Annotated in this window: 15 protein-coding genes and 1 tRNA gene; 14 read left to right on the top strand and 2 right to left on the bottom strand. The window is 65.9% G+C overall.

The window, feature by feature from the left end; translation table 11 throughout:
* Positions 1 to 78: 78 nt before the first annotated feature.
* Positions 79 to 1179, top strand: coding sequence for a chorismate synthase (gene aroC / locus KS03_RS27250; RefSeq protein WP_015876149.1), 1101 nt, complete (start codon positions 79 to 81; stop codon positions 1177 to 1179).
* Positions 1180 to 1297: 118 nt separating this feature from the next.
* Here the strand turns inward: aroC and KS03_RS27245 are convergent, their stop codons facing one another.
* Positions 1298 to 2971: an electron transfer flavoprotein-ubiquinone oxidoreductase gene (locus tag KS03_RS27245; protein WP_015876148.1), complete on the bottom strand. Its 1674-nt coding sequence runs from the start codon at positions 2969 to 2971 to the stop codon at positions 1298 to 1300.
* Positions 2972 to 3140: 169 nt separating this feature from the next.
* On the opposite strand from KS03_RS27245, the gene KS03_RS27240 reads away from it, so the two are divergent.
* Positions 3141 to 3917: an SDR family oxidoreductase gene (locus KS03_RS27240; protein WP_015876147.1), complete on the top strand. Its 777-nt coding sequence runs from the start codon at positions 3141 to 3143 to the stop codon at positions 3915 to 3917.
* 28 nt (positions 3918 to 3945) lie between these two features.
* Positions 3946 to 4377: an acyl-CoA thioesterase gene (locus KS03_RS27235; RefSeq protein WP_015876146.1), complete on the top strand. Its 432-nt coding sequence runs from the start codon at positions 3946 to 3948 to the stop codon at positions 4375 to 4377.
* A gap of 58 nt (positions 4378 to 4435) precedes the next feature.
* Here KS03_RS27235 and KS03_RS27230 read toward each other — a convergent pair whose 3' ends face one another.
* Positions 4436 to 4981, bottom strand: a complete 546-nt coding sequence (locus tag KS03_RS27230; RefSeq protein ID WP_015876145.1) for a LuxR C-terminal-related transcriptional regulator — start codon at positions 4979 to 4981, stop codon at positions 4436 to 4438.
* 238 nt (positions 4982 to 5219) lie between these two features.
* Between KS03_RS27230 and KS03_RS27225 the strand changes: the two genes are divergently transcribed.
* The 11 genes from KS03_RS27225 (at position 5220) to pheS (ending at position 15147) form a co-directional block, all read left to right on the top strand.
* Positions 5220 to 5924 carry a CoA transferase subunit A gene (locus tag KS03_RS27225; RefSeq protein WP_015876144.1) on the top strand — a complete coding sequence of 235 codons (705 nt, stop codon included), beginning with the start codon at positions 5220 to 5222 and terminating at the stop codon, positions 5922 to 5924.
* Between the two features lies 1 nt (position 5925).
* Positions 5926 to 6567, top strand: a complete 642-nt coding sequence (locus tag KS03_RS27220) for a CoA transferase subunit B (protein ID WP_015876143.1) — start codon at positions 5926 to 5928, stop codon at positions 6565 to 6567.
* A 28-nt stretch (positions 6568 to 6595) separates the two neighbouring features.
* The gene (locus tag KS03_RS27215) at positions 6596 to 7615 is read left to right on the top strand and encodes an alpha/beta fold hydrolase (protein ID WP_371821518.1); all 1020 of its coding nucleotides are present in this window, start codon (positions 6596 to 6598) and stop codon (positions 7613 to 7615) included.
* 73 nt (positions 7616 to 7688) lie between these two features.
* Positions 7689 to 8042: a RidA family protein gene (locus KS03_RS27210; RefSeq protein ID WP_015876141.1), complete on the top strand. Its 354-nt coding sequence runs from the start codon at positions 7689 to 7691 to the stop codon at positions 8040 to 8042.
* Between the two features lie 49 nt (positions 8043 to 8091).
* The gene (locus KS03_RS27205; RefSeq protein ID WP_015876140.1) at positions 8092 to 10320 is read left to right on the top strand and encodes a RelA/SpoT family protein; all 2229 of its coding nucleotides are present in this window, start codon (positions 8092 to 8094) and stop codon (positions 10318 to 10320) included.
* An 89-nt stretch (positions 10321 to 10409) separates the two neighbouring features.
* Positions 10410 to 10486, top strand: a tRNA-Val gene (locus KS03_RS27200).
* A gap of 243 nt (positions 10487 to 10729) precedes the next feature.
* The gene (gene thrS / locus KS03_RS27195) at positions 10730 to 12637 is read left to right on the top strand and encodes a threonine--tRNA ligase (protein ID WP_015876139.1); all 1908 of its coding nucleotides are present in this window, start codon (positions 10730 to 10732) and stop codon (positions 12635 to 12637) included.
* Positions 12638 to 12686: 49 nt separating this feature from the next.
* The gene (gene infC, locus KS03_RS27190; RefSeq protein ID WP_080569308.1) at positions 12687 to 13211 is read left to right on the top strand and encodes a translation initiation factor IF-3; all 525 of its coding nucleotides are present in this window, start codon (positions 12687 to 12689) and stop codon (positions 13209 to 13211) included.
* A gap of 188 nt (positions 13212 to 13399) precedes the next feature.
* Positions 13400 to 13597, top strand: a complete 198-nt coding sequence (gene rpmI / locus KS03_RS27185) for a 50S ribosomal protein L35 (protein WP_004191477.1) — start codon at positions 13400 to 13402, stop codon at positions 13595 to 13597.
* Positions 13598 to 13625: 28 nt separating this feature from the next.
* A complete protein-coding gene (gene rplT / locus KS03_RS27180; protein ID WP_004192938.1) occupies positions 13626 to 13985 on the top strand; it encodes a 50S ribosomal protein L20 in 360 nt (119 codons plus the stop codon).
* A 148-nt stretch (positions 13986 to 14133) separates the two neighbouring features.
* Positions 14134 to 15147, top strand: a complete 1014-nt coding sequence (gene pheS, locus KS03_RS27175) for a phenylalanine--tRNA ligase subunit alpha (RefSeq protein WP_015876137.1) — start codon at positions 14134 to 14136, stop codon at positions 15145 to 15147.
* Positions 15148 to 15183: the final 36 nt, after the last annotated feature.

The raw sequence follows: 15183 nt of genomic DNA, 5'->3' as shown, positions 1-15183 counted from the left end.
CACGGCGTTGTCTGCGCGATCGGCGGGGCCGCTGGCATAATGGCGCTTTCCCCGATTTTCTCTCTGGAACGGCTCCTCATGTCCGGCAATACCCTCGGAAAGCTTTTCACTGTCACGACTTTCGGCGAATCGCACGGCCCCGGGATCGGCTGCGTGATCGACGGCTGCCCGCCGGGCATGGCGCTGACGGAAGCCGACATCCAGCTCGAGCTCGACCGCCGCAAGCCCGGCACGTCGCGCCACGTCACGCAGCGCCAGGAGCCCGATGCGGTCGAGATCCTGTCCGGCGTGTTCGAGGGGCGCACCACCGGTACGCCGATCGCGCTGTTGATCCGCAACACCGACCAGCGCAGCAAGGACTACGGCAACATCGTCGAGACCTTCCGCCCCGGTCATGCCGACTACACCTACTGGCAGAAGTACGGCATCCGCGACTACCGCGGCGGCGGCCGCTCCTCGGCGCGGCTGACGGCGCCCGTGGTGGGGGCGGGCGCGGTCGCGAAGAAGTGGCTGCGCGAGCGCTTCGGCATCGAGGTGCGCGGCTACATGAGCGCGCTCGGCGAGATCGAGGTGCCGTTCGTCGATTGGGCCCAGGTGCACGAGAACCCGTTCTTCGCGCCGAACGCCGCGATCGTGCCGCAGCTCGAGGCCTATATGGACGCGCTGCGCAAGGACGGCGACTCGATCGGCGCGCGCATCGAGGTGGTGGCCTCGGGCGTGCCGGTGGGGTGGGGCGAGCCGCTCTACGACCGGCTCGACGCCGACATCGCGCACGCGATGATGGCGATCAACGCCGTGAAGGGCGTCGAGATCGGCGCCGGTTTCGCGAGCGTCGCGCAGCGCGGCTCCGAGCACGGCGACGAGCTGACCGAGCAGGGCTTCGTCGGCAATCACGCGGGCGGCATCCTCGGCGGTATCTCGACGGGCCAGGACCTGACCGTGTCGATCGCGATCAAGCCGACCTCGAGCATCCGCACGCCGCGCCGCTCCATTACCAAGACCGGCGACGCCGCCATCGTCGAGACGTTCGGGCGCCACGATCCCTGCGTCGGCATCCGCGCCACGCCGATCGCCGAATCGATGCTGGCGCTGGTGCTGATCGACCACGCGCTGCGCCACCGCGCGCAATGCGGCGACGTCGAGACGGCCACGCCGAGGATCGCCGCAAGCGCACCGTGACGCACCGTCATGCGCGCGCCGTCACGGCGGCGCCGGACGTCGCAACGCAAAACGGGCATCGCGCCGGCGCGATGCCCGTTTCTTCGTGCGGCGGCGGTGCGTGCCGGCCGGCCCGGCCTCACATGTTCGGATAGTTCGGACCGCCGCCGCCTTCCGGCGTGACCCAGACGATGTTCTGGGTCGGGTCCTTGATATCGCAGGTCTTGCAGTGTACGCAGTTCTGCGCGTTGATCACGAGGCGGTCGGAGCCGTCCTCGTTCTTCGCGAACTCGTAGACGGCAGCCGGACAGAAGCGCGCCTCCGGTCCCGCGTAGGTGTGCAGGTTCACGTCGACCGGCACGCGCGGATCCTTCAGCGTCAGGTGGGCCGGCTGGTTCTCCTCGTGATTGGTGTTCGAGATGAACACCGACGAGAGCCGGTCGAAGGTCAGCTTGCCGTCTGGCTTCGGATAGGCGATCGGCGTGCATTGCGAGGCCGGTTTCAGCATCTCGTGATCGGCGTGCTGGTGGTGCAGCGTCCACGGCACGTTGCCGCCGAACAGCTTCTGCTCGATGCCGACCATCAGCGTGCCGAGATAGAGCCCCTTGGCCATCCACTGCTTGAAGTTGCGCGCCTTGTAGAGCTCGGTGTACAGCCAAGACTGTTTGAACGCCGCCGGATAGGCGGCGAGTTCGTCGCGCTCGCGGCCGGCCTGCACCGCGTCGAACGCGGCCTCGGCCGCCAGCATGCCGGTCTTGATCGCGGCGTGGCTGCCCTTGATGCGCGAGGCGTTGAGGAACCCGGCGTCGTCGCCCAGCAGCGCGCCGCCCGGGAACACCGTCTTCGGCAGGGACATCAGCCCGCCCGCCGTGATCGCGCGCGCGCCGTAGGACACCCGCTTGCCGCCTTCGAGGAACCGGCGGATCTCGGGATGCGTCTTGTAGCGCTGGAACTCTTCGAACGGCGACAGGTACGGGTTGGTGTAGCCGAGCCCGAGCACGAAGCCGACCACCACCTGGTGGTTGTCGAGGTGGTAGAGGAACGAGCCGCCGTAGGTGTCCGAGGCGAGCGGCCAGCCGGCGGTGTGGATCACCAGGCCCGGCTTGTGCTTCGCCGCGTCGATTTCCCACAGTTCCTTGATGCCGATTCCGTAGGCCTGCGGGTCGCAGTTCGCGTTGAGCTGGAACCGATCCATCAGCTGCCGGCCGAGGTGGCCGCGGCAGCCTTCGGCGAACAGCGTGTACTTGGCGTGCAGTTCCATGCCGAGCTGGAAGTTCTCGGTCGGCTCGCCGTTCTTGCCGATCCCGAGGTTGCCGGTGGCCACGCCCTTCACCGAGCCGTCCTCGTGGTAGAGGATCTCGGCGGCCGGAAAGCCGGGGAAGATCTCGACGCCGAGCGCCTCGGCCTGCTGGCCGAGCCAGCGCGTGACGTTGCCCAGGCTCACCACGTAGTTGCCATGGTTCTTGAAGTTGTCGGGCAGCGCCCAGTTCGGCACCGCCCGCGCGCCGGTCTCGCTCAGGAACAGGAAACGGTCCTCGCTGACCGCCACCTCGAGCGGCGCGCCTTGTTCCTTCCAGTCGGGAAACAGTTCCGTGATCGCGCGCGGGTCCATCACGGCGCCCGACAGGATGTGCGCGCCGATCTCGGAGCCTTTCTCGAGCACGCAGACGTTGATCTCGCCCCCCTTGTCGGCGGCCAGCTGTTTCAGGCGGATCGCCGCCGACAGCCCGGCCGGGCCGCCGCCGACGATCACGACGTCATATTCCATCGATTCTCGGGGGCCGTACTGCTCGATGAGGCTTGCGGGGGTCATTGGCGTTCCTCTAACCGTTAGAATGCTTTTAATTGGGAGCGTATTGTCGGCTAAACAAAACAGTTGCCGCAACCGAATGCGCCAACATTAGCACGATCGTTCTATTTTTGTGATAGGGTTCCTGTCCGGCAGCAAACGGCGTGCCGGGCCAACCGGTGAAGGAGTGGTAATGGGTCGTTCGATCAATCTGGAAGGCAAGGTGGCGATGGTGACGGGCGCCTCGAGCGGGCTCGGCCAGCGCTTCGCGCAGGTGCTCTCGGAGGCGGGCGCGAAGGTGGTGCTCGCGAGTCGCCGCGTTGAGCGCTTGAAGGAATTGCGCGCGCAGATCGAGGCCGCGGGCGGTGCCGCGCACGTGGTGTCGCTCGACGTGACGGACCCGCAGAGCATCCGCGCGGCGGTCGCGCACGCGGAGACGGAGGCCGGCACGATCGACATCCTCGTCAACAACTCCGGCGTCTCGACGATGCAGAAGCTCGTCGACGTGACGCCCGAGGATTTCGCCTACGTGTTCGACACCAATACGCGCGGCGCGTTTTTCGTCGCGCAGGAGGTGGCCAAGCGCATGATGATGCGCGGCAACGGTCACGGCAAGCCGCCGTACCGCATCATCAACATCGCCTCGGTGGCGGGCCTGCGGGTGCTGCCGCAGATCGGCCTGTACTCGATGAGCAAGGCGGCCGTGGTGCACATGACGCGCGCCATGGCCAACGAGTGGGGGCGCCACGGCATCAACGTGAACGCGATCTGCCCGGGCTACATCGATACCGAGATCAATCATTACCTGTGGGAAACCGAGCAGGGCCAGAAGCTGCAGTCGATGCTGCCGCGGCGCCGGGTCGGCAAACCGCAGGATCTCGACGGCCTGCTCCTGCTGCTGGCGGCCGACGAGTCGCAGTTCGTCAACGGTTCGATCATCTCGGCCGACGACGGATTCGGGCTCGCATGAAGCGGTTGTCTGCTGGAAGAAAAGAGCAATGAGCGAGTACGTTCCCGTTTTCGAAATGTCGATGCCGATCCGCTGGGGTGACATGGACGCGTTCGGCCATGTCAACAACACGGTCTATTTCCGCTACATGGAGCAGGCGCGGATCTGCTGGTTCGAGCAGCTCGGCATCGCCGGCGGCAACGGCGAGAGCCAGGGGCCGGTGATCGTCACCGCGTCGATGGAGTTCCTGAAGCAGCTGCACTACCCGGGCGACGTGATCGCGCGCATGACGGCGGCCAAGCCGGGCCGCAGCAGCTTCGACACCGGCTTCGAGCTGAGCCGCGCCGACGATCCGAGCCATCTCTACGCGCGCGGCGCCGCGCGCTGCGTGTGGGTCGACTATGCGCTCGGCAAGTCGGTGCCGCTGCCCGATCTGCTGCGCGAGTCGATCGAGACGGCGCTGCGCCAGCGCGTCGAATAAGCGCGCCGCGGCGCCGTCCGGCCCCGCATCCGCCGCCGGGCCGGACGGCGTGACCGCGCTACTGGCCGAGCAGCCGCTGCATCAGTTCGGCCGTGTTGCCGGTGCCGTACTTGCGCATCAGCCGCGCGCGATAGATGTCGACGGTGCGCGAGCTGATCTCGAGCACGCGGCCGATCTGCTTGCTGGTCTTGCCGGTGGCGAGCTGCGCGGCGATCTCGCGCTCGCGCGGCGTCAGCTCGACGGCCACGCGGCGCGTCGCGCTCAAATCCTCGAAGGTCCAGATGCCGGCCGCGAGCGGCGCGGTGCGGTCGAGCGCGCGCCCCGTCACGTGGCACCAGAACAGTTCGCCGTCGGCGCGTTTCATGATGCGGTCGTCCGCATAGCTGCCCGTCGCGCTCATCACCTTCGTGATCCGCTCGCCGATGCGCTGGAATTCGTCCGGCGACGGGTAGAGCACGCGGTACGACTGGCCGTTCAGGTCACCGCGGCGGCAGCGGAACATCGCCGCGAGCGCGTCGTTGCAATCCTCGATCACGCGGTCGCGCGACAGCACGAGGCCGATCGGCGCGAGGTGAAAGGCGGTCTGGTAATCGAGTTCGGGCATAAGGCGGTGTCGGGTTCCGGGCGCGCGTCGTCGGGCGCGGCAGTCGGTGCTTATGTATTTTTGCGTATTGTGCCGCATCGGCACGGCATCGTACCCTTTCCAGCAAATCAAGATCACGCCGGCGGCTCAGGCGCCGCGTCAGCGGGGCGTCATCCGTGCGTGACTAGAATGGCGCGAACCGTTTCGCCGCGCGTCGCGAACCGGTTCGACTGTTTTCCATAGAGGAAGGGACAGAAACATGAACAAGATCTACCCAAGCGCGGCGGCCGCGCTCGAGGGCGTCGTCGCGGACGGCCAGATGTTCGCGGTCGGCGGCTTCGGCCTGTGCGGAATTCCGGAGGCGCTGATCGCGGCTCTGCGCGACTCCGGCGTCAAGAACATCACCTGCATCAGCAACAACGCGGGCGTGGACGGCTTCGGCCTCGGCCTGCTGCTGGAGACGCGGCAGATCAGGAAGATGATCTCGTCCTACGTCGGCGAGAACAAGGAGTTCGAGCGCCAGTACCTGGCCGGCGAACTCGAGCTGGAATTCACGCCGCAGGGCACGCTGGCCGAGAAGCTGCGCGCGGGCGGCGCCGGCATTCCGGCGTTCTTCACCAACACGGGCTACGGCACCGTGATCGCGGAAGGCAAGGAAACGCGCCAGTTCGGCGACAAGCACTACGTGCTGGAGCCGTCGCTGACGGCCGACGTCGCGCTCGTCAAGGCCTGGAAGGCCGACAAGTCCGGCAACCTGATCTACCGCCGCACCGCGCGCAACTTCAACCCGATGTGCGCGATGGCCGGCCGCATCACCGTGGCGGAGGTCGAGGAGATCGTCGAGAACGGCGAACTGGATCCGGATCAGATCCACACGCCGGGCATCTTCGTGCAGCGCCTGGTGCTGAACGCCACCCCGGAAAAACGCATCGAACAACGCGTCGTGCGCGCGAAAGGAGACTGAGATGGCCTGGAATCGTGACCAGATGGCCGCGCGCGCGGCGCAGGAACTGCAGGACGGCTTCTACGTGAACCTCGGCATCGGGCTGCCGACGCTGGTGGCCAACCACGTGCCGGCCGGCATGGAAGTCTGGCTGCAGTCGGAGAACGGGCTGCTCGGCATCGGGCCGTCGCCGACCGAGGACGAGATCGACGCCGACCTCATCAACGCCGGCAAGCAGACCGTGACCACGCTGCCCGGCTCGTCGATCTTCTCGTCGGCCGATTCGTTCGCGATGATCCGCGGCGGCCACATCAATCTCGCGATCCTCGGCGCGATGCAGGTCAGCAAGAGCGGCGACCTCGCGAACTGGATGATCCCGGGCAAGATGATCAAGGGCATGGGCGGCGCGATGGATCTGGTCGCCGGCGTCAAGCGCGTGGTGGTGCTGATGGAGCACGTCGCGAAGGGCGACCAGCACAAGATCCTCGACCAATGCACGCTGCCGCTCACCGGCGTGGGCGTGGTCGATCTCATCATCACCGATCTCGGCGTGATCGAGGTCACCGAGGCGGGCCTCAAGCTCGTCGAGCTGGCCGACGGCGTGAGCATCGAGGAGATCAAGGCGAAGACGGGCGCGCCGCTCGACGTGAGCGCCGTGTCCTGACGCCACCGCGGCGGCGGCACGGCGCGCAGTGTGGCGCCGGTGCTGCCGCTCGGCGAAGCGGATTACAATCGATCGCGTCTGTGCGCGGGCCGTCCTGGCCCGCCGGTTTGCCGGCTCCGGGCCGGCCCAACGCGAGGACGCGTCGATGCCCGATTCCCTCCAGTCTTCCCCTTCCGCCGCGCCGCGCGAACGCCAGGTGCAATGCGCGAGCCCGGCGGGCCTGCACCGGATCGCCTATACCGAGTGGGGCGACCCCGCCAACCCGCGCGTGCTGGTGTGCGTCCACGGCCTGACGCGCTCGGGGCGCGATTTCGACCGGCTCGCGGCGGCGCTCGCCGACCGCTATCGTGTGATCTGCCCCGACGTGGCCGGGCGCGGCCGCTCCGGCTGGCTCGCCGATCCGCGTCTCTACGGCCTGCCGCAGTACGTCTCCGACATGGTCACGCTGATCGCGCGGCTCGACGTCGAGCGCGTGGACTGGTTCGGCACCTCGATGGGCGGGCTGATCGGCATGGTGCTGGGCGGCCTGCCCGACACGCCGATCGCGAAGATGCTGATCAACGACATTGGGCCGCGTATCGAGCCCGGCTCGCTCGCGCGGATCGGCGATTACCTCGGCCGGGACGTCCATTACGCGTCGGAGCAGGCGGGCATCGATCATCTCGCGGAACTGGCCGCCACGTTCGGCCCGCTGACGGCCGACGAATGGCGCGAAATCAACCGCCCGCTGCTGCGCGAGGACCCGGCGGGCGGCTGGCGCGTGCGCTACGACCCGCGCATCGCCGAGCCGTTCGAGGCTGCCACGCCCGAGCAGATCGCGGCCGGCGAGGCGGTGTTATGGCACGCCTTCGAGGCGTTCGCGGGGCCGCTGCTGGTGGTGCGCGGGGCACGATCGGACCTGCTCTCGGCGGCCACCTTCGCCGAAATGCAGGCACGCGGGCGGGCCGTGTCGGGCGTCGAGATTCCCGGCGTCGGCCATGCGCCGGCCTTCCTCGACCCGGCACAGATTACGATCGCCCGCCGATTTTTCCTCGAAGACGCGTCATAATATACAGTTCGGCCGCGCCGCATGCCATTTTCAAGCGGCCGTCCCTCCAACCTTTTTCTTTCCGGGAATTTTCATGGCAGTCATTCGTCACCACGTCGGTCCCCGTCTTTCCGAAACCGCGGTCCACAACGGCACGGTCTATCTGGCCGGCCAGATCGCCGAGGACACCAGCCAGGACATCAAGGGCCAGACGCGGGAAGTGCTGGGCCATATCGACCGCCTGCTGGCCGAAGTGAACAGCGACAAGGCGAACCTGCTGTCGGTGCAGATCTACATTACCGACATGGCGAACTTCGCCGGCATGAACGAAGTATGGGAAGGCTGGGTCGTGCCGGGTGCCACGCCGCCGCGCGCGACCGTGGAGGCCAAGCTCGCGAACCCGGCCTGCCTCGTCGAAGTGGTGGTGGTGGCCGCGCAGAAGGCCTGAGCGCGCCGATTCGAGCCGATAACGCGCTGATCCCGATTCCGAGCCGCCAATGAACGTCGATTCCGCCGCTCACGCGTCGCCCGCGTTCGACGAGGTGCTTGCCTATGTCCGCGAGCATGCCGGTGACGCGCTGCAGCCGTCGGGCGAGCGGCTCGCCGATCACGCGGCCGGCATCGTCGCGATCATGCGCACGCTCAACGTCGATCCGCAGGCGGTGCAGGCCGCCGCGCTGTTCTCGCTCACGCCGCATCTGCACGATCCCGAAGCCGAGATCACGCAGCGCTTCGGCGCGGAGGTCGCGAGGCTGGTGGCCGACACCCGCAAGCTGCTGAAGCTCGGCACCGTCAGCCTGATCGCGGCGCGCCAGGCGAGCGACGGCAGCCGTGACGCACAGGCCGAACGGCGCGCGCAGATCGAGGCGCTGCGCAAGATGCTGCTCGCGTTCGCGCAGGACATCCGCGTGGTGATGATCCGGCTCGCCTCGCGGTTGCAGTCGCTGCGCTACTATGCGGCCGCCAAGCTGCAGCCGCCGCCCGACGTGGCGCGCGAGACGCTCGATATCTACGCGCCGCTCGCGAACCGGCTCGGCATCTGGCAACTGAAGTGGGAACTCGAGGATCTCGCGTTCCGCTTCGAGGACCCGGTCACCTACAAGCGTATCGCCAAGCTGCTCGACGAGAAGCGCGCCGAGCGCGAAGCCTACGTCACGCATGCGATCGAGCGGCTCGAGCGGGAGCTGGCCGCCGCACAGATCCCGGCCGAGGTCAGCGGCCGGCCGAAACACATCTACAGCATCTGGCGCAAGATGCGCGGCAAGGAGCTCGATTTTTCCGAGCTCTACGACGTGCGGGCATTTCGCGTGATCGTGCCCGACATCAAGGATTGCTATGCGGTGCTCGGCATCGTGCATCATCTCTGGCAGCCGGTGCCGCGCGAGTTCGACGACTACATCTCGCGGCCCAAGCCGAACGGCTATAAGTCGCTGCACACCGTCGTGATCGGCGACGACGGCCGCGCGTTCGAGGTGCAGATCCGCACCCAGGAGATGCACCGCTTCGCCGAATACGGCGTGGCCGCGCACTGGCGCTACAAGGAGGCCGGCGCGCGCGGCTACGGCGGGCAGTTCTCGGCCGGCGACAAGTACGACGACAAGATCGCCTGGCTGCGGCAGTTGCTGGCGTGGAAGGACGAGGTGTCCGATGGTGCGGCCGCCGAGGCCGGCAACGAGGCCTGGGCGCAACTGCGCGAGACCTCGCTCGACGACGACCACATCTATGTGCTGACCCCGCATGGGCGCGTGATCGCGCTGCCGCACGGCGCAACGCCCGTCGATTTTGCCTACCACCTGCACAGCGAGCTGGGGCATCGCTGCCGCGGCGCGCGCGTGGATGGCGCGATGGTGCCGCTCAATACGGCGCTCACCAACGGCCAGACGGTCGAGATCGTCGCCGTGAAGGAGGGCGGCCCGTCGCGCGACTGGCTCAACCCGCAGTTGGGCTACCTGCAAAGCGGCCGCGCGCGCCAGAAGGTGCGTGCCTGGTTCAACCTGATCGACCAGCAGGAAATCATCACGCGCGGGCGCGCGCTCGTCGAAAAGACGCTGCAGCGCGAGGGCAAGACCTCGGTCAACCTCGAAAGCCTCGCCGCGAAGCTCGGCTTCAAGGCGCCGGAGGAACTGTTCGCCGCGGTCGGCAAGGAAGAGTTCAGCCTGCGCCATATCGAGCAGGCGTTGTCCGACGCGCCGCCGCCCGAGCCCGAAGCGGAGGCGCCGGAGCAGTTCGAGAAGCGCAGCAGCGGCGCGAGCGTCGCGCACGGCGCCTCCACGGGTGTGCTGGTGGTTGGCGTCGACGCGCTGCTCACGCAACTCGCGCGCTGCTGCCGGCCGGCACCGCCCGATCCGATCAGCGGCTTCGTCACGCGCGGCAAGGGCATGTCGATCCATCGCAGCGACTGCCCGATGTTCCAGCGCATGGCCGAGCGCGCTCCCGAACGCGTGCTGCAGACGACCTGGTCGGCCGACGTGCTGGGCGGCCGCGGCGCATCGGTTTATCCGGTCGACCTGATCATCGACGCGAGCGACCGGCAAGGGCTGCTGCGCGACATTTCCGAGGTGTTCGCGCGCGAGAAGATGAACGTGACCGGCGTGAAGACGCAGAGCCGCCGCAATGCCGCCGTCATGCAGTTCACGGTCGAGGTATCGAATTCGGCACAGGTGCAGCGCGCCTGCACGCTGCTCGGCGAGGTGGCCGGCGTGGTGCGCGCCACGCGCAAGAGCTGAGCACGCCGCCGCCCGGTGCCGGGCCGCGGCTTCGCGCTGCACAAATTGCTTGTCACGGCGGAAAAAGGTCCATATAATCTCGTTTCTTCAGGCTCGTAGCTCAGTTGGTTAGAGCACCACCTTGACATGGTGGGGGTCGTTGGTTCGAATCCAATCGAGCCTACCAACGACATTGGCTCCGGCGCGTCGTGCCGAAGCGGCAGTAGACACTTCTACTCACAAGGCGAACAAGGTGATGACACCGCGAACGTTGACCGAAACCACTTCGGAACGACGCTAGTCGAGGAACCTGTTCGCCAGTAGTTTGGATGCTTCAGAATGCGGCCCCTCGAAAGCGGGGCCGCATTTTTTTTGGTCGTTTTCAACGCATTGCCTGCCGCGTCCAGTCGGCATCACGGAGAGTGCCCTTATGGTTTCGATACGCCTGCCCGACGGCTCAGTTCGACAGTACGAGCATCCGGTGACCGTCGCCGAAGTGGCCGCTTCGATCGGCCCCGGTCTCGCCAAGGCCGCGCTCGGCGGCAAGCTCGACGGCGAACTCGTCGACACGTCCGCGCTGATCGATCACGACGCGTCGCTTGCGATCGTGACCGACAAGGATGCCGACGGCCTCGACATCATTCGCCACTCGGCGGCGCACCTGCTTGCCTATGCGGTCAAGGATCTGTATCCGGAGGCGCAGGTGACGATCGGGCCGGTGATCGACAACGGCTTCTACTACGACTTCTCGTACAGCCGCCCGTTTACGCCGGAAGACCTCGCCAAGATCGAGAAGCGCATGCAGGAGCTCGCGAAGAAGGACGAGCCGGTGTCGCGGCGCGTCGTCTCGCGCGCCGAGGCGGTGGACTATTTCCGCGGCATCGGCGAGAAGTACAAGGCCGAGATCATCGAATCGATCCCGTCGAGCGACGAGATCAAGCTCTACTCGCACGGCGGCTTCACCGACCTGTGCCGCGGCCCGCACGTGCCGTCCACCGGCAAGCTGAAGGTGTTCAAGCTGATGAAGGTGGCCGGCGCTTACTGGCGCGGCGATTCGAAGAACGAGCAGTTGCAGCGCATCTACGGCACCGCCTGGACCAGGAAGGAAGACCAGGACGCCTATCTGCACATGCTGGAAGAGGCGGAGAAGCGCGATCACCGCAAGCTCGCCAAGCAGCTCGACCTGTTCCACATGCAGGAGGAATCGCCGGGCATGGTGTTCTGGCACCCGAAGGGCTGGGCGCTTTGGCAGCAGGTCGAGCAGTATATGCGCCGCCGCGTCAACGAGGCCGGCTATCTCGAGATCAAGACGCCGATGATCATGGACCGCTCGCTCTGGGAGGCGTCGGGCCACTGGCAGAACTATCGCGAGAACATGTTTACCACCGAGTCGGAGAAGCGCGACTACGCGATCAAGCCGATGAATTGCCCGGGCCACGTGCAGGTCTTCAATCATGGCCTGCGCTCGTACCGCGACCTGCCGCTGCGCTACGCCGAATTCGGCTCGTGCCATCGCAACGAGGCTTCGGGCGCGCTGCACGGCCTGATGCGCGTGCGCGGCTTCGTGCAGGACGACGCGCACATCTTCTGCACCGAGGACCAGTTCATCGCCGAGTCGATCGCGTTCAATGAACTGGCGATGAGCGTCTACAAGGATTTTGGGTTCGATCAGATCTCGATCAAGCTGTCGCTGCGCCCGGACCAGCGCGCCGGCACCGACGAAACCTGGGATCGCGCGGAGCAGGGGCTGCGCGACGCGCTGACCGCGTGCGGACTCGCGTGGGAGGAACTGCCGGGTGAAGGCGCGTTCTACGGCCCCAAGATCGAGTACCACATCAAGGATGCGCTCGGCCGTTCCTGGCAGTGCGGCACGCTGCAACTCGACATGGTGCTGCCGGAGCGCCTCGGCGCCGAGTACGTGGCCGAGGACAACGGCCGCCGCCGGCCGGTCATGCTGCACCGCGCGATCGTCGGCTCGATGGAGCGTTTTCTTGGCATCCTGATCGAGCACCACGCCGGCGCGATGCCCGCCTGGCTCGCTCCGGTGCAGGCTATCGTCATGAATATTGCGGAAAACCAGGCCGATTACGCGGGGTCTTTGGCCCAATCGTTGCAAAAACAAGGGCTTAGGGTGGAGGCCGATTTGCGCAACGAGAAGATTAGCTATAAAATACGCGAACATGCGCTCGAGAAAGTCCCGTACCTGCTGGTCGTCGGTGACAAGGAGCGTGAAGCACAAACGGTAGCCGTGCGTGCCCGTGGCGGCGTCGAGCTTGGCGTAATGCCGGTCGAAGCCTTCGTTGAGCACCTGCAGCAGGATCTGCGGGCGTTCAAGTAACCGCCCCGGCAGCGCGGCTCGTTTTTTTAATTTTTAGAGGAAACGTAACATCGCTACTGATAAGTCGTCGCATCGCATCAACGGTGAAATCAACGCGCCGGAAGTGCGTCTGGTTGGAGTCGATGGAGAGCCCATCGGCATCGTGAAACTCGCCGATGCCTTCCGTAAATCGGAAGAGCTGGATGTTGATCTGGTGGAAATCGCGCCGCAGGCCGTTCCCCCCGTTTGCCGTCTGATGGACTACGGCAAGTTCAAGTACCAGGAATCCAAGAAGCAGCACGAAGCGAAGCTGAAGCAGAAGGTCATCCAGGTCAAGGAAGTGAAGTTCCGCCCGGGTACCGACGATGGCGATTACAACGTCAAGCTTCGCAATCTGGTGCGCTTCCTCGAGGAAGGCGACAAGACGAAGATCACGTTGCGTTTCCGCGGCCGCGAAATGGCTCACCAGGAAATCGGCATGCGCATGCTCGAACGCCTGCGCACCGATCTCGACGAGGTCGGTCAGGTCGAGCAAATGCCGAAGATGGAAGGGCGCCAGATGATCATGGTGCTCGCTCCCAAGAAGAAGAAGTAATCGATGCCGCCGCGTGACGCGCGGCGGCATCGATGCAGTTCGACACCGTGCCCGTCCAGGGCGCGGTGTCAGCCAACGGCGCCCGCATGCGCGGTGCCGTACACAAGTGGACTGGGTTTCAAAGGGCGGAGCCAGGGCGCGAGCCAGCCGCACACCCATCTCCATCTAATAAACTGGAGTTGTTCGTCATGCCTAAGATGAAGACCAAGAAGAGCGCCGCAAAGCGCTTCGTGGTGCGTCCGGGCGGTACCGTCAAGCGCGGTCAAGCCTTCAAGCGTCACATCCTGACCAAGAAAACCACGAAGAACAAGCGCCACCTGCGCGGCGCCACGGCAGTTCACGATTCCGATCTGAACTCCGTCCGCGCAATGCTGCCGTTCGCGTAACCCTAACCGATACTCCAAGGAGAGAAACATGCCTCGAGTCAAACGTGGGGTAACCGCACGGGCCCGCCACAAGAAGATCATCAATCTGGCCAAGGGTTATCGCGGTCGCCGCAATAACGTCTACCGCATCGCCAAGCAGGCGGTGATGCGCGCCGGCCAGTACGCGTATCGCGACCGCCGCAACAAGAAGCGTGTGTTCCGCGCACTGTGGATCACGCGTATCAACGCCGCGGTTCGTCAGCACGACATGACCTACAGCGTGTTCATCAACGGCCTGAAGAAGGCTTCGATCGAACTCGACCGCAAGGTGCTGGCCGATATGGCGGTGTTCGACAAGGCTGCTTTTGCCGCGATCGTCAAGCAGGTGAAAGCCGCCGTTGCAGCCTAATTGCGAAATTAGCACTGCGTGGTCAGTTGCAGCGACGCTCCGGTAGTCTCGGCCGCTGCAGCGAAAACGGGGCTCATCCGAGCCCCGTTTTTGTTGGATCGAGCGATTCGCTCCCCGAGAACGATTGACGTTGGAAATGATGGGATCAATGGATCTGGACCAGATTGTCGCTGACGCGAAGCAGGCCTTCGAGCAGGCTGCCGATATCACCACGCTCGAAAACGAGAAGGCCCGCTTTCTCGGCAAATCGGGCGCGTTGACCGAGCTGTTGAAGGGGCTCGGCAAACTCGATCCCGACTCGCGCAAGACCGAAGGCGCGCGCATCAACCTCGCCAAGCAGCAGGTGGAAGGCGCCCTGGCGGCGCGCCGCCAGGCGCTCGCCGACGCGCTGCTGAACCAGCGGCTCGCCTCCGAGGCGATCGACGTGACGCTGCCGGGCCGCGGCGCCGGCGCGGGCAGCCTGCACCCGGTGATGCGCACCTGGGAGCGTGTCGAGCAGATCTTCCGCTCGATCGGCTTCGACGTCGCCGATGGTCCGGAAATCGAAACCGACTGGTACAACTTCACCGCACTGAACAGCCCGGAGAACCATCCGGCGCGTTCGATGCAGGACACGTTCTATGTCGACGGCAAGGATGCCGACGGGCGTCAGCTGCTGCTGCGCACCCACACGAGCCCGATGCAGGTGCGTTATGCGCGCATGAACCGGCCGCCGATCAAGGTGATCGCGCCGGGCCGCACCTATCGTGTCGACAGCGACGCGACACACTCGCCGATGTTCAATCAGGTCGAAGGCCTGTGGATCGACGAGAACGTGAGCTTCGCCGACCTGAAGGGCGTCTACACCGATTTCCTGAAGAAATTCTTCGAGCGCGACGACATCCTGGTGCGCTTTCGTCCCTCGTATTTCCCGTTCACCGAGCCGTCCGCCGAGATCGACATGATGTTCGAGCACGGCAAGAACGCCGGCAGGTGGCTGGAGATTTCGGGCTCCGGCCAGGTCCACCCGACGGTGATCCGCAACATGGGCCTCGATCCGGAGCGCTACATCGGTTTCGCGTTCGGCAGCGGTCTCGAGCGGCTCACGATGCTGCGCTACGGCGTGCAGGACCTGCGTCTGTTCTTCGAGAACGACCTGCGCTTCCTGCGCCAGTTCGCCTGACCCGCGGCGCGCCCATGGGCGGGCGCAGTGCCGCGC

Origin of the sequence: Burkholderia glumae LMG 2196 = ATCC 33617 (assembly GCF_000960995.1) — a bacterium.
Taxonomy (GTDB): Bacteria; Pseudomonadota; Gammaproteobacteria; order Burkholderiales; family Burkholderiaceae; genus Burkholderia; species Burkholderia glumae.
Note: the sequence above shows the minus strand (reverse complement) of the source record. Positions and strands in the feature narration are given on the sequence as shown.